The sequence below is a fragment of the Allobosea sp. P4_H5 genome (genome assembly GCF_056400825.1).
In genome coordinates, this window is record NZ_JBFUKM010000001.1 from 101446 (window position 1) to 117345 (window position 15900).

Genomic DNA, 15900 nt, shown 5'->3' on the forward strand with positions numbered 1-15900 from the left:
GCTTGCTATGGCTTTCGCGTCAGGGAGCCTTGGCTGGCACGGGCTGCTGCGCCTTCTTCTTGGCGAGCTCGTCGGCCTCGCGCTTGGCCTCGGTGTCGTAGGCCGACTTGTTGTAGGGCGTGCCCGACTTCTCGGCGACGTCACGCACGACCGCCCAGTCCTTCTGGTAAGTGATCGGCAGAAAGCGGTCGTCGCCGTTGAACTCCTTGGTCATTTCCGGGGTGAAGCGGAAGGAGAAGAAGCAGTCGGTCAGCTTCTTGGCGAGCTCGGGCTTCAGATCGTGCGCATAGGCGAAGGACGAGGTCGGGAAGATAGCGCTGCGATAGATCTCGCGAGTATCGTCCTTCTTGATCGTGCCGCGCACGATCATGCGCTCATAGACGTCGCCGGCGACCGCGCCCATGTCGTAGTCGCCCGAGACGACACCGAGGATCGACTTGTCGTGGCCGCCCGACATCAGCGGCTTGTAGTCCTTGTCGGCCTCGAGCCCGAATTCGGGGAACAGTACGCGCGGGGCGAGGTTGCCCGAGTTGGACGAGGGCGAGGTGTGAGCGACCTTCTTGTCCTTGAGGTCCGACAGCTTCTGATAGGGGCTGGAGGCCTTGACCACCGCGACGAGATTGTAGCCGCGCACGCCGGCGGCCGAGCCCTTGGCGGCGAACGGGATTGCGCCGGCGAGGTTGACGGCAAAGCCGGTCGGGCCGGTCGAGAAGCCGGCGAAATGCAGGCGACCCGAGCGCATCGCCTCGATCTCGGCCGAGTTCGACTGCACGGGATAATAGACGATGCGCTTGCCGGTGCAGGCGGCGAGATGGTCGGTCAGCGGCTTGAAGATGTTGGCGTAGACGGCGGGGTCCTCGACCGGCGTATAGGCCCAGACCAGCGCCGACGGGTCCTTCAGCTTCGAGGCCTCGGTCGGCACGTCGGCGACCAGGTCCTTGTTGGCGTCGCAATACATCGTGTCGAGCTGGCCGCGATTGGGGCAGGCGTCCTGTGCCTGTGCCGCGCCAGCGAGCCCGAGGCCCAGAAGCAGCGAGGTCGTGGCGGTCAGGCAAGTCAGCGTCTTGGTCATAGTCGGCGTCTCTCCCGGTCGATCTTGATTATGAGCTGGCTATAGTATGTGACACAAAACTGTCATATTCCAGCCGGGCAGGACGTCTCGTCTTACGACTATAGTGGCCTTGTCCACCGCGACGATTGACCCGCGCACCAACCCAAGCGATGCAAAATCTTCCTCCCACAACCTTTCCGGACAATCTGGCGGCGTTGATGCCGCGCTATGACGATTTCCTTCTCGACCAATGGGGCGTGTTGCACGACGGCGTCCGGCCCTATCCCGGTGCCGTGGCCGCGTTGGAGATGCTGCGCCGGGCGGGCAAGCGCGTGATCATCCTCTCGAATTCCGGGCGCCGCGGAGCCGAGAACGCAGCGCTGCTGGCGAAGATGGGCTTCGCAGGCGAGCTTTATGACGAGGTCATCTCGGCCGGGGACGACGCCCGCGATGCATTGGCGGCGCGCGACGAGCCGTTCCACCGCGCGCTCGGCCGCCGCTGCCTGCTGCTGGCGCGCGAGGGCGAGGCGCACCTGGCGGAGGGGCTCGGCCTCGACCTGGTCGATGATGTCATCCTGGCCGACTTCATCCTGCTGATGACGATGGACCCACCCCGGCAGTCGGTCGCCGGCTGGATTAACTTGCTCGAAGCGGCCAGCGCGCGCCGGCTGCCGCTGGTCTGCGCCAATCCCGACCTGCATCGCGCCAGCCCGGATGGTGGTCTGCAGGAGGCGCCCGGCTTCGTCGCACGTGCCTATGAGCAGCTGGGCGGCACGGTTCGCTATCACGGCAAGCCGCAGCCGCGGATCTATCGCACCTGCCTGGCGAAGCTCGGGCTCCACCGTAGCCGCGTCGTCGCGATCGGCGATTCACTGGAGCATGACATTGCGGGTGCGCAAGGCGCTGGCATCGACAGCGTCTTCATCGGCGGCGGCATCCATCGTGGTGACATCAGCTGGAACGGCGCGGTGATGGACCCGTTGAGCTGTCTTGCGCTCTTTGCCCGCGCCGGACGTAGCCCGACCTATGCGCTCCCGCTGCTCGGCTAGAGCATGCCGATTTCATGCGGAACCACGCCGTCATTCCGGGACTTCGCGCAGCGAAGGGCCCGGAACCCAGAACCGATGCCGGTTGTCAGGATGGCGTTGTGGCCGACGCGCTTTTCCGGAGAGGGCATCGGTTCTGGGTTCCGGGCTCAGGCCTTCGGCCTGCCCCGGAAAGACGGTGTGGTTCCAACTAGAGGCGGAAGCGCCTCAACGGCCGGTCAGGAAGAAGCCTGACAGGGCATAGGCCAGCGCCGAGATCAGTCCCGCCGCCGGCATGGTGACGATCCAGGCGAAGACGATGCCGCGGGCGACGCCCCAGCGCACTGCGGTGACCCGACGTGCCGCGCCGACGCCGATGATCGCGCCGGTGATGGTGTGCGTGGTCGAGACGGGGACGCCGAGATAGGTCGCCAGGAACAGGGTGATCGCGCCGCCGGTCTCGGCGCAGAAGCCCTGCTGCGGCGAGAGCCGCGTGATCTTCGAGCCCATGGTGTGGACGATGCGCCAGCCGCCGCAGAGCGTGCCGAGTGCCATCGCCGCCTGGCAGGAGATCACCACCCAGAACGGCACCGAGAAGGTCTCGCCCATCATGCCGTGCGAGAACAGCAGCACGGCGATGATGCCCATCGTCTTCTGCGCGTCATTGGCGCCGTGCCCCAGAGAATAGAGCGAGGCCGAGACGAATTGCAGCAGGCGGAAGGTCGAATCGACCTTGATCGGCGCGACCTTGAGGAAAGTCCAGGAGACGATCAGCACTAGTAGCAGCGCCAGCGCGAAGCCGATCGCAGGGGACATGAAGATCGCGACGAAGGTCTTGCCGAGCCCCCACCAGACGACTGCCGAGAGGCCGACCTTCGACAGGCCGGCGCCGACCAGCCCGCCGATCAGCGCATGCGAGGAGCTCGACGGGATGCCGGCGATCCAGGTGACGACATTCCAGACGATCGCGCCTGTCAGCGCGCCGAAGATCACCCGGTCGTCGACGATCGCCGCCTGGATGATGCCGGAGCCGACCGTCTGGGCGACGTGCAGGCCGAAGAACAGGAAGGCGATGAAGTTGAAGAAGGCGGCCCAGAGCACCGCCCATTGCGGCGCCAGAACCCTCGTCGAGACGATGGTCGCGATCGAGTTGGCGGCGTCGTGCAGGCCGTTCAGGAAATCGAACAGCAGCGCGACGGCGATCAGGAAGAGGAGAGCAGGGGCGAGGCTGGCGACATCCACGGCGCGCGACGCTTCTCAGAGATGTTCGAGGACGATGCGGCTGACGCGCTTGGCGACGTCCTCGAAACGGTCGACCACCTTTTCCAAGTGGTCGTAGATCTCGGCGCCGACGATGAAGCCCATCGCGTCGGTGCCGCGATGGGCCTTGAACAGCTCCTTGAGGCCCTGGTCATAAAGCTGGTCGGAGCGCTCCTCGATCGCGCCGATCTCCTTGGCCAGCGCGCCGATGCCGACCGCGTGCTTCTTGATGTCGCGCAGCATCGGCAGCAGCTCGCCGACCTTGATCGCCGCGACGACGACGGTCTTGCCGAGCTCCTGCATGCTGGGTGTGAAGCTCTCGACCTCGAAGAGCCGGATCGCCTTGGCCGTCTTCTGCATCTGGTCGATGGCGTCGTCCATCGAGCCGATCAACTCCTCGATGTCGCCGCGGTCGAAGGGCGTGATGAAGGTGCGGCCGACCTCGAGCATCACCTCGCCGGCGATCGCATCGGCCCGGTTCTCCTCGGCGAAGATCTCGGCGCAGCCTGCCTCGATCGGCGTCGCTCCGCTGAGCAGGCCGTCGAGCGCCGCCGCTCCGGCCTTCAGCGTCTCAGCATGACGCTCGAACAGCACGAAGAACTTGTCTTCCTTCGGCAGCAGCTTCTGGAACCAGCCCAGCATCGGAACGGCCTCTCACCAACTTAGTCCGCCCCGCGGCAAAGAGCGGGATGACACGCCTGCGCCTTTTGTGACAGTTTTGCGACAACGGCAATCCGGATTCCGGCTTTGCCCCCGTTGGCCTCGACGCCGGCGTGCGCAGAACACGATAGGGAGGACTGACATGTTTACACGCAGGATCGCGCTGGTTTCGGCGCTAGGCTTAGCTCTGTCCGCCTCGGCCGTTCACGCGCAGGCGCCGTCGGGCAAGGTCACGGTTGTGACCTCGTTCTCGAAGGATGTCACCGACCCGATCAAGAAGGCCTTCGAGAAGGCGGTGCCGGGCGTGACGCTCGAGGTCCAGAACCGCAACACCAATGCCGGCGTGAAATATGTCGAGGAGACCAAGGCCAACAACCAGGTCGACCTGTTCTGGGCCTCGGCGCCCGACGCCTTCGAGGTGCTGAAGGGCAAGAAGCTGCTCTCGGCCTACAAGCCCAAGGCGTCCGGCATCCCCGAGAAGATCGGCTCCTATCCGATCAACGATCCCGCCGGCTTCTATTTTGGCTTCGCCGCCTCGGGCTATGGCATCATGTGGAACGAGCGCTACGCCAAGGCCAACAAGCTGCCCGATCCCAAGGATTGGCAGGATCTCGCCAAGCCCGTCTTCTACGACCATGTCTCGATCGCCTCGCCGGCGCGGTCCGGCACGACGCATCTGACCGTCGAGACCATCCTGCAGGGCGAGGGTTGGGAGAAGGGCTGGCGGACGCTGAAGGAGATGTCGGGCAATTTCCGCTCGATCACCGATCGCTCCTTCGGCGTGCCGGAGGCGGTGAATTCCGGCCAGGTCGGCGTCGGCATCGTCATCGATTTCTTCGCCTTCTCGGCGCAGGCCTCCGGCTTCCCGGTCAAGTTCGTCTATCCGAGCGTGACCACGGTCGTGCCGGCCAATGTCGGCATCCTCGCCAACCCGCCGAACAAGGCGGCGGCCGAGGCCTTCATCGAGTTCCTGCTCTCGCCGACCGGGCAGGAGGTGCTGCTCGAGCCCGGCATCCGCCGCCTGCCGGTCAATCCGGCCGTCTACGCCAAGGCCGGCGCCGACTATCCGAACCCCTTCACCGACCCGCGCTTCCAGAAGATGATCGGCTTCGACGTCGACAAGTCGGAAGCCCGCACCGCCGTGGTCGACACGCTGTTCGACCAGCTGATCTCGTTCCAGCTTGACGCGCTGAAGGGCGTCACCAAGACGCTGCACGAGGTCGACGCTGCGCTCGCCAAGAAGCCAAACGCCCAGGCCAAGGCGCTCGCCGACGAGGCCCGTACCCTGATCGCCGCCCTGCCGGTAACCGAGGTGCAGGCGGCGAGCCCCGAGCTGCGCGGCGCCTTCACCGGCGCCAAGGAGAAGGGCGCGCGCCAGGCCGAGGTCGAGAGTCAGTGGGCGAGCTTTGCCCGCGACAACTACGCCAAGGCGAAGGCCAAGGCCGAGGAGGCGCTGAAGGCGGCAAAGTGATCGGCGTCATTCTCGGGCGGCGCGCATGCGCCGACCCGGGAATCTCATGCCGGATATGGCGCCGCTGATGCTGCGCCACTCGTCCGGAGATGCCCGGGTCAGGCCCGGGCATGACGCCCTTTCGCAAGGCTCATCATGACCGCCGTCCCCGCCACCCCACCTCGCGCCCGCGCGTTCTCCGCCACGCCCGGCCAGATCGCGCTGGCGCTCGCCATCGCGGCCTTCCTGCTCGTCTTTCTGGTGCTGCCGGTGGCGACGGTGATCTATGTCGCCTTCACGCAGAAGGGCACCTCGACCTTCACGCTGGTTAACTTCTACGACTTCGTCCGCACCGAGCTGTTCATGCGCTCGTTGTGGAACTCCTTCTATGTCTCTGCGATGTCGGTGGTCTGGGCCTCGGTGCTCGCTTTGCCGCTCGCCTACCTCACCACGCGCTTCGCCTTTCGCGGCGCCGCGATCGTCCAGACGCTCGGCTTCCTGCCACTGATCATGCCGCCCTTTGTCGGTGCCGTGGCGATGCAACTTTTCTTCGGCCGCAACGGCTCGATCAACCTGCTGCTCGACGACTGGTTCGGCTTCAAGATCGACTTCATGGAGGGACTGAACGGCGTCATCTTCGTCCAGTCGGTCCACTATTTCCCGTTCATCCTGATCAATCTCTCGGCGGCGCTACGCAATATCGACCGCGCCATGGAGGAGGCTGCGCAGAATCTCGGCTCCTCCGGCTTCAGACTGTTCCGGCGCATTGTCTTCCCGCTGGCGCTGCCGGGCTATCTCGCCGGGGCCTCGCTCGTCTTCGTCAAGGTCTTCGACGATCTCGCCACGCCGCTCCTGCTCAACGTCAAGGACATGCTGGCGCCGCAAGCCTATCTGCGGGTGACCTCGATCGGCATCGCCGACCCGATGGGCTATGTCATATCGGTCGTACTGATCGTCGCCTCTGTCCTGGCGATGTGGCTGTCGGCGCTGGCGCTGAAGGGCCGCGACTACGCGACCACACAGCGCGGTGGCGGCGGACTCGCGCGGCGCGTCATGCGACCGCACGAGGCGTTGCTCGGCTACGGCGTGGTCATCCTGATCCTGGCGCTGGTGCTGGCGCCGCATCTGGCCCTGCTGCTGCTCTCCTTCGCGACGGTGTGGTCGTTCTCGCCGCTGCCGGACGCGTACACCGTCGCGCACTATGGCCGCGTCTTCGGCGAGAGCTCGCTCTACATCAAGAACACGCTGATCTATGCCGCGCTCGCCGGCGGTATCGACGTCGTGCTCGGCGTCGCCGTCGCCTATCTCGTGCTGCGCACCAAGCTGATCGGCCGCGAATGGCTCGACTGGATGGCGACGGCCGCGCTCGCCATCCCCGGCGTCGTGCTCGGCATCGGCTACCTCAGGACCTTCTACGGCATCACCCTGCCGGACGGGACGCCGCTCGCTGCGCTCTGGATCACCATCGTCATGGCGCTGGCGATCCGGCGCCTGCCCTATGCGCTGCGCGCCTGCCATGCCGCGCTCCAGCAGATTTCGGTCTTGCTGGAGGAAGCGGCCGAAAACCTCGGCGCCACCAAGGCCCGTACGGTGCGCCGCATCGTCGTGCCCTTGATGACGGGCGGCATCCTCGCGGGCTTCGTCACCTCCTTCGCGACGGCGGCGGTCGAGCTCTCGGCGACGCTGATGCTGGTGCAGTCCAATTCCGATGCGCCGCTGGCCTATGGGCTCTACGTCTTCATGCAGTCGGCCGCCGGACGGGGGCCGGGCGCGGCGCTCGGCGTCGTCGCGGTCGTGCTCGTCGCCGCCTGCACCTTCCTCTCGCACCTCATCGTCGAACGCAGCCAGAAGGCCAAGGGAATGGGCCACTGACATGAACGCAAACGTCTCCCTGACCACGCCGGCCGTCTCGGTCGCGATCGAGGGCGTCAACCTGTCCTATGGCGACAACCATGTGCTGAAGGACGTGAACCTCGCGATCGAGCCCGGCGAGTTCTTCGCCTTCCTCGGCCCCTCCGGCTGCGGCAAGACCACGCTGCTCAGGCTGATCGCCGGCTTCAACCGCGCCGATACCGGCCGCGTTACGATCGGCGGGCAGGACATCTCCAACCTGCCGCCATGGAAGCGCGATGTCGGCATGGTCTTTCAGTCCTATGCGCTCTGGCCGCATATGAGCGTGCGCCGCAACGTCGCCTTCGGGCTGGAAGAGCGCGGCGTAAAACGCGCCGAGATCGACCGCCGGGTCGAGGCGGCGCTTGGCCTCGTCGGGCTCGCCCATCTCGCCGAGCGCCGGCCCTCGCAGCTCTCCGGCGGCCAGCAGCAGCGCGTCGCGGTGGCGCGCACCGTCGCGGTCGAGCCCAAGGTGCTGCTGCTCGACGAGCCGCTCTCCAATCTCGACGCCAAGATGCGCGTGCAGGTCCGGCGCGAATTGCGCGACCTGCAGCAGCGGCTCGGCCTGACCACGATCTTCGTCACCCACGACCAGGAGGAGGCGAACTCGATCTGCGACCGCATCGCGGTGATGAACGACGGCATCGTCCAGCAGGTAGGCACGCCGATGGAGCTCTATGAGCGCCCCGCCAACCTCTTCGTCGCCGGTTTCCTCGGCACAGCCAACATCCTGAAGGGGCGAGTGGTCGGCAGCGGCGCGGAGCGCTGCTTCGAGATCGAGGGCGGTGCGAAATTCCCGATCGGCGAGGGGATGCCCGTTCCCGACGGCGCGGCGCTGGTCTTCCGCCCGCAGCATGCCAGCCTCGTCGACCGGGCCGGCTCGCAGGACGCCGCGCTTGCCTTGCCCTGCGTCATCGCCAACCGCGAATTCCTCGGCGCGAGCGTGCGCTACGGCGCCCGGATCGGCTCAGCCGAGGTGGCGGTCGACATGCCGTTCCAGTCCGGGCGCGAGCTGTTGGAAGTCGACAGCGACGCCAGCCTGAGGCTCGCTCCGGGCGCGCTTCACTGGCTCTCCGCCTGAGGAGGCCTTGGAGCAGCGGCGCTGCAGCCATGGTCGGTGCAGACGACATCGAGCACCTTGTGCGAGGTGCCCAAGCAATTGGCCCGGTAAGCGACGAGCGAGCCTTGTTTCAGAACGGTCTCGATCCGCGGCTTGATGCAGCCGCGTTCGAGCAGGACGCGCTGCAGATCGCCATCGGAAGCAAACGCAGCGGACAACCCGCCCAGAAGCGCCAGCGCCGGGACACCGGCCCGGCGCAGAGGGGCGGATCGGCGTGATCCACCCCGATGATGCAGGGTCACTTCGCCTTCTGGAGCTTGGTGACGGTGATCTGGCCGTTGACCCGGTCGGCGTCGAACTTGATCTTCGTTCCCGCTTTCAGCCCTTTCAGCATGGCCGGATCGCCGGCCCGGAACACCATGGTCATCGCGTCCATGTCGAGGTTCTTGATCGCGCCGTGATTGATGGTGAGCTTGCCCTGGGGCTCGTCGACCTTGGTGACCGTGCCGCTGACCGACTGCGCCGCCGCCGGCAGGGCAAGGAGGAGAAGGGCGAGGGTGGCTGTCGTCCTGAGCATGGGGTGCTCCTTTCGCTTGAGCTTCACTTGACGATGATCTTGCCGGTCATGCCGGCTTCGCGGTGACCGGGGATCAGGCAGGAGAAATCGAACTCGCCCGTCTTGGTGAAGGCCCAGACGATCTCGCCGGTCTTCTTCGGCTGAAGGCGCCTGGCGTTCGGGTCGTCATGCTCCATGTCGGGATTCTTCTGCATCTCGACGGCGTGCTTGAGGTTTTCCTCCAGCGTCGCCAGCACGAGCTCATGGTCGAGCTCGCCATTGTTCCGCAGCTGGAAGCGGATCTGCTCGCCGCGGCGCACCTCGATCCGGTCGGGGATGAAGGACATCTTGCCGTCGCGCTCGGCCATTGCCACCGCGATGATGCGCGCCGGCTTCTTGGGATCGCCGGGCTTGCCATAGGCGGTCTCGTCGCCATGGCCATGGCCGGCGCCACCGGGGCCCGCCAGGGCTGAGCCGGCGAAGAACAGGACCGCGATTGCGGCGAGCTTGAATGCTGTCGTCATGAGGCTCTCCTGCTGGAGGTTGGTGTCTTCAGTGGTTGGAGTGGGAGTTCTTGGCCGCAGGCCGGGGCTTGCCGTCCGGTCCCAGGCTCGGCTTGCGCGGGTCCTTGACCCGCCATTCGGTCGGTTCGACGCCGCTATCGGGGGAGGTGCCGCGCGGCGCCTCGGCCAGCTTCTGGCCCTTGTATTCGAAGGCGACGGTGCCTTCCGGATGCTTGAACCAGCCGGGGTCCTTGTAATCGGTCTTGGCGAGGCCTTCGCGGACCTTCACCACCGAGAACATGCCGCCCATCTCGACCGGGCCGAACTGGGCAAAGCCCGTCATCATCGGCAAGGTGTTCTCGGGGAGCGGCATCTCCATCGAGCCCATCTCGCCCATGCCGTTCGAGCCCATCGGCATGTAGCCCGGCGCGATCTTGGCGATGCGCTTGGCCAGGTCCTTCTTGTTGACGCCGATATAGTTCTTCACCGAATGCCCCATCGCATTCATGGTGTGGTGCGATTTGTGGCAGTGGATCGCCCAGTCGCCGGGCTCGTCGGCGACGAAGTCGAAGGCGCGCATCTGGCCGACGGCGCAGTCGATCGAGACCTCGTCCCAGGCCGCCGCCGGATCGACCCAGCCGCCATCCGTGCACGAGACCTTGAACTCGTAGCCATGCATGTGGATCGGGTGATTGGTCATCGTCAGGTTGCCGAAGCGGATCCTGACCTTGTCGTTCTTGCCCACGACGAGCGGGTCGATGCCCGGGAACACGCGGCTGTTCCAGCACCACATGTTGAACTCGGTCATCTCGGCGACGCGCGGCACATAGGAGCCGGGCTCGATGTCGAAGGCGTTGAGCAGGAAGACGAAGTCGCGGTCGACACGGCGGAAGGCCGGGTCCTTCGGATGGACGACGAAGAAGCCCATCATGCCCATCGCCATCTGGACCATTTCGTCCGAGTGCGGGTGGTACATGTAGGTGCCCGAGCGCCGCAGCTGGAACTCGTAGACGAAGGTCTTGCCCGGCGGGATATGCGGCTGCGTCAGCCCGCCGACGCCGTCCATACCGTTGGGCAGGCGCTGGCCGTGCCAGTGCACCGCCGTGCTCTCCGGCAGCTTGTTGGTGACGTAGATGCGGACCTTGTCGCCCTCGACCGCCTCGATGGTCGGGCCGGGCGACTGGCCGTTATAGCCCCAGAGATAGCCCTTCATGCCGGGCGCGAACTCGCGCACCACGGGCTCGGCGACGAGATGGAACTCCTTCCAGTCGCCGTTCATGCGCCAGGGCAGCGACCAGCCGTTCAGCGTCGCGACCGGCTGGTAATCCGGCCCCGTCGTCGGAACCAGAGGCGCCTGCGTCGTCGCCTCGGCCATGGTGGGTGCCTCCGGCACAGCGGCGAAGGCTGTGCGTCCCGACACTGCGGTTGCTCCGGCCAGGACGAGCCCGGACGAGCCGATGAAGCCTCTGCGCGATAGCGTGGTCATTGTTCCGCTCCTTCCGCCCGCTCAGTGCCCGCCGCCGCCGGCATCGCCGCCGCCCGCTGCGGCTACCGTGGCCGCGCCTCCGCCTCCGCTGCCGCCACCGATCAGTGCGTGCTTGAAGTCGGTATGAGCGATCCAGAAATCGCGCCGGGCATTGATCGCCGCGACATTCGAGAGGATGCGGTTGCGGGCATCGGTGATCAGGTCGGTCACGTCGTTGAGCATGCCGCTGTAGTGCAGCAGCGACTGCTCCTGGATGATCTTGCGCAGCGGCAGGACGTTGTTCTGGTATTGCCGGGTGATGTCGTAATTGGCGCGATAGGCGGTATAGGCCTCGCGCGCCTCGGAGCGGGCATTGACCGCCTTCTCTGCCAGCTTGTTCGCCGCCTGCATGTAGGTCTGCTCGGCGAGCGCGACCTTGGACTGGCCGAAATCGTAGATCGGGATGTCGATCTCCAGCTCCAGCGTCCGGCTGCGGCTGGATTCGCGCTCGACATGACCCTCCGCGTCGACGCTGCGGCCGCGGTCATAGGTGCGGCGCCCGAGCAGGTCGATATCGTTGACGAAGCGCGTCGCATTGGCGAGGCCGAGCGACTTCGCCAACGTGTCGAGCTCCGCCCGGGCGATCTGGACGTCGACGCGCTTGCGCAGAGCTTCGGCCTCGATCGCCTTGACCGATTGCAGTCGCGGCAGCGGAGGCAAGCTGCCGAGCCGGAATTTCAGGTCGTCACCCCAAAGCCCGAGCTGGCGGACGAGGCGCTCGCGCTCCTGCCGTTGCTGCTGGCGCGCCTGGGCGAGTTGAACCGTCAATTCGGCCTCGAAGGCGAACTCGCGCGCCTGGTCGATCTTGTTGACGCCGCCGGACTCGCCGAGCCGTTTGAACAGTTCGGAGGCGGCGTCGGCAGAGGCCTTGGCCTCCTGATAGAAGGTGACTTGCGCATTGGCGGCGACGGCCCGGTAGTACTGGCGGCGGGCATCGGCTGCGAGCCGAAGCACCGCCTCGATCGCGCGCAATTGCGCGGTCTTGAAGCGATCGCCGGCGATCTCGGCCCTCGCCGGCAAGGTGATGAGCGCGAGCAGGCTGCCGACGATCTGGCGCTCGACCTCAACCTCGAAGCGGCCGGAGAGCTTGGAGATGCCGAAGCGCGGATTGGGCGGCAGGCTGGCGGCGACCATCTGCGCCTCGGCAATCCCGAGCTCGTTGAAGGATGCTTGCAGCCCGCGATTGCCGAGCAGCGCGACCTGGACGGCGCTGTCCGCGGTCAGCGGCTTACGCAGCAGCTGGTCGACACGCGCCTTCGCCGTGAGCGCTATCCTGTCGTCGCCGATCTTGACCACGTCCTTGCCGATATCGGCGTAAGTCGCCGCCTGGATCGGCGCCATCCCGCCATCGGGCGAGAAGCCGGCACAGCCGCCGAGCAGCGCCGCCGTGCCGGCGAGCAGGCCCCAGCGCAGCAGGCGGCGGGCATTCGGCATGGTCGGAGCGATCAAGGTCGGCCTTTCAAGCGACGGAGCAAGCGAAGTGATCGGTTGGACGGGCAGCGTCATGATTTCGGCCCGACCTGGCGGTTGAGCTCGCGCCAGTCCTTGGGCTCGGCCGGGCGGAAGCTCGCGGCGCCGGCCGTCACGCTGCGATAGCCGACAGCCGGAACGCGGGCGTTCGGATCGGCCGGCCGCGCCAGATGGTCTGGGATCGTTGCGGTGCAGGCGCCCAGCGCCAGACCAACCGCCATCAGCAACGGCAACTTCACCAACCTCACGACTCGGCATCCCCTGTTTCGATGCAGCAGGGGTAGCAGCGGCCTTTCGCGGGCGTCCGTTACAAATTGTTTCAAAGCGGCGCGGGCGGTTGGCCGACGAGCGCGCTATTGTGCTGGCGAGATGACAGGAGCCCGCTCGCGGGGACACGGACATTCCAACGCAAGCACAGCCAGAGATGGAGCAGGCTCCCGTCGCGACGACCGTCGACGACCACGGCCATATCCTGGTGGTCGACGACGATCCGCAGATCAGGCTGCTCGTCGCGCGCTTCCTGCAGCGGCACGGCTATCAGGTTACCGGCGCACCGGACGGGCGGGCGATGCTGGAGGCGCTGGCGCACAGCGCCATCGACCTGATCGTGCTCGACCTGATGCTGCCCGGCCGCTCCGGCGTCGAGCTCTGCCGCGACGTGCGCGCGACATCGCAGGTGCCGATCGTGATGCTGACGGCGCGGACCGAGGAGAGCGACCGCATCACCGGCCTGGAGGGCGGGGCGGACGACTACGTCACCAAGCCGTTCAGCCCGCGCGAATTGCTGGCCCGGATCCGGGCGCTGCTGCGCCGGGCAAGGGCAGGGCAGGGTGCGGCCATCGCGCAGACGAATGCGATCGTGAGCTTCGATGGCTGGCACATGGACCTGAGGCGGCGCGAATTGCAATCGCCGTCGGGAACGCTGATCGACCTCTCGACCGGCGAGTTCGACTTGCTCGTCGCCTTCGTCGAGCACGCCAACCGGGTGCTGTCGCGCGAGGCGTTGATGCAGTTCGCCAAGGCGCGGATGAGCGACGATCCCTTCGACCGCACCATCGACGTCCAGATCAGCCGCCTGCGCCGCAAGCTCGAAGCCGATGCCAGGGGCGGCCAATTGATCAAGACGGTCCGCGGTGCCGGCTATCTATTCGCCTCGCAGGTCGACCATCAGCAAGGACAGTCCGCTTGACGAACCTCGCCAAGCGGCTCTGGCCCGACACCGTCGCCAGCCGCGCCATCCTGATCCTGGTCGCGGCGCTGCTCGCCTTCCATCTGCTCGGCTACTGGGCCTATCGCGTCGGCGTCGAAAACCTTGCGACGGCAGGCCAGGATCGCGGCCTCGCCGAACGCATCGTCTCGATTAAGCGGGCGATCGCGAGCCTGCCGCAGGCTCCGGAGCGCGACCGCGTCGCGCACGACCTGTCGAGCGCCAGCCTCGAAGTGCATTGGAGCAAGGTCAGCCTGGTTCTCGGCACCGCCCCGATGACCGAGCGGACCCGGGCGATGGAAGCCCGGCTCAAGGAACTGGCGCCGGAGCTGGCGGCGGAATCCTTCCGGGTCGGTTTCGCCGACGATGGCGCGCTCGGCGCCGGCGAGGCCAATGCCTACAAGCACATGATGCTGGTCTCGGTCCGTCTCGACGACGGTTCCTGGGTCAATTTCTCCTCGTCGGCGCTCGGCGCCTCGCAGCATCTCGACTGGGGCCTGACGGCGATCATGATCTGCTTCGCCGTCGCCATCGTCGTCGTTGCGCTGCTGTTGCTGCGCTGGGCGACGCGGCCCCTGCGCGATCTCGCTTTGGCGGCCGAGCGCTTCAGCCTCGATCAGGTCCTCCAACCTCTTCCCGAGACCGGGCCCATCGAGGTGCGCCGCGCCGCGCGGGCCTTCAACACGATGCGCGAGCGCATCCGAAACCTGGTCACCGAGCGCATGCAGGCTATGGCCGCGGTCTCGCATGATCTGCGCACGCCGATCACGCGCCTCAGGCTCCGGTCCGAATTCCTGGAGGACGATGCCACCCGCGCCCTGATCGACGCCGATCTCGGCGAGATGGAGGCGATGATCGACTCGACGCTGGACTATCTGCGCGGTGGCACCTCGAACGAGCCCTTGCGGCCGGTCGACCTCGCCTCGGTGATCGAGACCATCGTCGACGAGCATGTCGACCAGGGCCATTTCGTCCTGCTGGTCGGGCTGAACTCCGCCCCGGTCTTGGGCAGATTGCTCTCCCTGAAGCGCGCCGCCTCCAACATCATCGGAAATGCCGTGAAGTATGGCGAGGAGGCCAAGGTCAGCATCACCGATGCCGGCGACAGCTTCGCCGTAACTGTCGAGGACAAAGGGTCCGGCATTGCCGAGGCCGATCGGGAGCGGGTGTTCCATCCCTTCGTGCGGCTGGAGGAATCGCGCGGCCGTCAGACCGGCGGTTCGGGCCTCGGCCTCACCATCGCGCTGGCCATCGCCCGCTCGCATGACGGCTCGATCACGCTGGAGAACCGGCCAGAGGGCGGCCTGCGGGTAACGCTGCTGCTGCCGAAACTCGATCGGGCGGCCGGGCCCGCGGCCGATATGCGGGGATGACCGTCAGCCTCTTCGCCAGGCGCAGGGCAGCTCGCTTGCCTCGCTTCGGAGCAGCCCTAGACTGGTGCCATGGCACACTCCCTCAAAGCCGGCGCGACGCCGGCAGCCGTCTCCGCTGGCCTGAACCAGCCGAACCTCGATTCCGACGCGGTCTGGGAGGCCCGGCGCGATCTTGCCGCCTGCTTCCGTATGGCGGCGCGCTATGGTTTCGAGGAGGGCATCTGCAACCACTTCTCGGCGCTGGTGCCGGGCTATGACGACCTCTTCATCGTCAACCCTTATGGCTGGGCCTTTCGCGAGCTCACCGCCTCCAGGCTGCTGATCTGCGACTTTCACGGCAATGTCGTCGCCGGCGAGGGCCAGCCCGAAGCGACTGCTTTCTACATCCACGCCCGCGTCCACAAGAACCTGCCGCGCGCCCGCGTCGCCTTCCACACCCACATGCCCTATGCGACGGCGCTCTCGATGACCGAGGGCGATCCGCTGATTTTCGCCGGGCAGACGGCGCTGAAGTTCTATGGCCGAACAGCGTTCGACCGCGACTATAACGGTCTGGCCCTCGACGAGCGCGAGGGCGACCGTATCGCCGGCGCGGTCGGCGATGCAGACATCGTCTTCATGAAGCACCACGGCGTGATGGTGCTCGGCCCCAACATCGCCGAGGCCTGGGACGATCTCTATTATCTCGAGCGTGCTTGCGAGGTGCAGACCCTGGCGCTTTCGACCGGCCGCCAGGTGCTGCCGGTGAAGCCGGAGATCGCCGAGGCGGCCTATCAGCAGATGCGCGAGGGCGATCCGGAATCGGCGCGCCTGCACCTGGCCTCGATCCGCCGCCAGCTCGATACGGAAGAGCCGGTGTATCGGGATTGA

At 66.5% G+C, this 15900-nt stretch carries 16 protein-coding genes; 8 read left to right on the forward strand and 8 right to left on the reverse strand.

All coding sequences use genetic code 11. The features are described 5' to 3' along the window. Positions 1-19: 19 nt before the first annotated feature. On the reverse strand, positions 20-1072 hold the full coding sequence (gene phnD, locus AC1DS0_RS00500; RefSeq protein ID WP_476812454.1) for a phosphate/phosphite/phosphonate ABC transporter substrate-binding protein: 1053 nt from the start codon (positions 1070-1072) through the stop codon (positions 20-22). Positions 1073-1269: 197 nt separating this feature from the next. Between phnD and AC1DS0_RS00505 the strand changes: the two genes are divergently transcribed. Further along, positions 1270-2100, forward strand: coding sequence for a TIGR01459 family HAD-type hydrolase (locus AC1DS0_RS00505; RefSeq protein WP_476812455.1), 831 nt, complete (start codon positions 1270-1272; stop codon positions 2098-2100). A gap of 204 nt (positions 2101-2304) precedes the next feature. On the opposite strand, the gene AC1DS0_RS00510 is transcribed toward AC1DS0_RS00505, so the two are convergent. Together AC1DS0_RS00510 and AC1DS0_RS00515 are read right to left on the reverse strand one after the other, a co-directional pair. Further along, entirely contained in the window at positions 2305-3318 is a 1014-nt protein-coding gene (locus AC1DS0_RS00510) for an inorganic phosphate transporter (protein WP_476812456.1), read from the reverse strand. Between the two features lie 15 nt (positions 3319-3333). Beyond that, positions 3334-3978 (reverse strand): DUF47 domain-containing protein, encoded by a 645-nt coding sequence (locus AC1DS0_RS00515; RefSeq protein ID WP_476812457.1) that lies wholly within the window; start codon positions 3976-3978, stop codon positions 3334-3336. A gap of 160 nt (positions 3979-4138) precedes the next feature. On the opposite strand from AC1DS0_RS00515, the gene AC1DS0_RS00520 reads away from it, so the two are divergent. The 4 genes from AC1DS0_RS00520 (at position 4139) to AC1DS0_RS00535 (ending at position 8674) form a co-directional block, all read left to right on the forward strand. Beyond that, on the forward strand, positions 4139-5467 hold the full coding sequence (locus tag AC1DS0_RS00520; RefSeq protein WP_476812458.1) for an ABC transporter substrate-binding protein: 1329 nt from the start codon (positions 4139-4141) through the stop codon (positions 5465-5467). Positions 5468-5602: 135 nt separating this feature from the next. Continuing rightward, positions 5603-7318, forward strand: a complete 1716-nt coding sequence (locus tag AC1DS0_RS00525) for an ABC transporter permease (protein WP_476812459.1) — start codon at positions 5603-5605, stop codon at positions 7316-7318. 1 nt (position 7319) lies between these two features. Then, entirely contained in the window at positions 7320-8417 is a 1098-nt protein-coding gene (locus AC1DS0_RS00530) for an ABC transporter ATP-binding protein (RefSeq protein ID WP_476812460.1), read from the forward strand. Between the two features lie 29 nt (positions 8418-8446). Beyond that, a complete protein-coding gene (locus tag AC1DS0_RS00535; RefSeq protein WP_476812461.1) occupies positions 8447-8674 on the forward strand; it encodes a hypothetical protein in 228 nt (75 codons plus the stop codon). Between the two features lie 20 nt (positions 8675-8694). Here the strand turns inward: AC1DS0_RS00535 and AC1DS0_RS00540 are convergent, their stop codons facing one another. Genes AC1DS0_RS00540 through AC1DS0_RS00560 form a run of 5 tightly spaced genes read right to left on the reverse strand, consistent with a single transcriptional unit; the run spans position 8695 to position 12698 of the window. Continuing rightward, positions 8695-8973: a copper-binding protein gene (locus AC1DS0_RS00540; protein ID WP_476812462.1), complete on the reverse strand. Its 279-nt coding sequence runs from the start codon at positions 8971-8973 to the stop codon at positions 8695-8697. A gap of 23 nt (positions 8974-8996) precedes the next feature. Then, positions 8997-9476, reverse strand: coding sequence for a cupredoxin domain-containing protein (locus AC1DS0_RS00545; protein WP_476812463.1), 480 nt, complete (start codon positions 9474-9476; stop codon positions 8997-8999). Between the two features lie 28 nt (positions 9477-9504). Next, the gene (locus AC1DS0_RS00550) at positions 9505-10941 is read right to left on the reverse strand and encodes a multicopper oxidase family protein (protein ID WP_476812464.1); all 1437 of its coding nucleotides are present in this window, start codon (positions 10939-10941) and stop codon (positions 9505-9507) included. 21 nt (positions 10942-10962) lie between these two features. Beyond that, complete coding sequence (locus AC1DS0_RS00555) at positions 10963-12429, reverse strand: TolC family protein (RefSeq protein WP_476812465.1); 1467 nt, start codon at positions 12427-12429, stop codon at positions 10963-10965. 53 nt (positions 12430-12482) lie between these two features. Next, positions 12483-12698: a hypothetical protein gene (locus AC1DS0_RS00560; protein WP_476812466.1), complete on the reverse strand. Its 216-nt coding sequence runs from the start codon at positions 12696-12698 to the stop codon at positions 12483-12485. A 176-nt stretch (positions 12699-12874) separates the two neighbouring features. Here AC1DS0_RS00560 and AC1DS0_RS00565 point away from each other — a divergent pair, with 176 nt between their 5' ends. From AC1DS0_RS00565 to AC1DS0_RS00575, 3 genes are all read left to right on the forward strand, one after another. Beyond that, the gene (locus AC1DS0_RS00565; protein ID WP_476812467.1) at positions 12875-13639 is read left to right on the forward strand and encodes a response regulator; all 765 of its coding nucleotides are present in this window, start codon (positions 12875-12877) and stop codon (positions 13637-13639) included. Next, positions 13636-15030 carry an ATP-binding protein gene (locus AC1DS0_RS00570; RefSeq protein ID WP_476812468.1) on the forward strand — a complete coding sequence of 465 codons (1395 nt, stop codon included), beginning with the start codon at positions 13636-13638 and terminating at the stop codon, positions 15028-15030. Before AC1DS0_RS00565 ends, AC1DS0_RS00570 begins: the two co-directional genes overlap by 4 nt. A gap of 69 nt (positions 15031-15099) precedes the next feature. Next, on the forward strand, positions 15100-15900 hold the full coding sequence (locus AC1DS0_RS00575; protein WP_476812469.1) for an aldolase: 801 nt from the start codon (positions 15100-15102) through the stop codon (positions 15898-15900).

Bases quoted from the DNA above. Each gene is read 5' to 3' on its own strand.
- AC1DS0_RS00530 (WP_476812460.1), top strand. From the start codon at position 7,320: ATGAACGCAAACGTCTCCCTGACCACGCCGGCCGTCTCGGTCGCGATC.
- AC1DS0_RS00540 (WP_476812462.1), bottom strand. From the start codon at position 8,973: ATGCTCAGGACGACAGCCACCCTCGCCCTTCTCCTCCTTGCCCTGCCG.
- AC1DS0_RS00525 (WP_476812459.1), top strand. From the start codon at position 5,603: ATGACCGCCGTCCCCGCCACCCCACCTCGCGCCCGCGCGTTCTCCGCC.
- AC1DS0_RS00550 (WP_476812464.1), bottom strand. From the start codon at position 10,941: ATGACCACGCTATCGCGCAGAGGCTTCATCGGCTCGTCCGGGCTCGTC.
- AC1DS0_RS00515 (WP_476812457.1), bottom strand. From the start codon at position 3,978: ATGCTGGGCTGGTTCCAGAAGCTGCTGCCGAAGGAAGACAAGTTCTTC.
- AC1DS0_RS00565 (WP_476812467.1), top strand. From the start codon at position 12,875: ATGGAGCAGGCTCCCGTCGCGACGACCGTCGACGACCACGGCCATATC.
- phnD (WP_476812454.1), bottom strand. From the start codon at position 1,072: ATGACCAAGACGCTGACTTGCCTGACCGCCACGACCTCGCTGCTTCTG.
- AC1DS0_RS00575 (WP_476812469.1), top strand. From the start codon at position 15,100: ATGGCACACTCCCTCAAAGCCGGCGCGACGCCGGCAGCCGTCTCCGCT.
- AC1DS0_RS00545 (WP_476812463.1), bottom strand. From the start codon at position 9,476: ATGACGACAGCATTCAAGCTCGCCGCAATCGCGGTCCTGTTCTTCGCC.
- AC1DS0_RS00505 (WP_476812455.1), top strand. From the start codon at position 1,270: ATGCCGCGCTATGACGATTTCCTTCTCGACCAATGGGGCGTGTTGCAC.
- AC1DS0_RS00520 (WP_476812458.1), top strand. From the start codon at position 4,139: ATGTTTACACGCAGGATCGCGCTGGTTTCGGCGCTAGGCTTAGCTCTG.
- AC1DS0_RS00535 (WP_476812461.1), top strand. From the start codon at position 8,447: ATGGTCGGTGCAGACGACATCGAGCACCTTGTGCGAGGTGCCCAAGCA.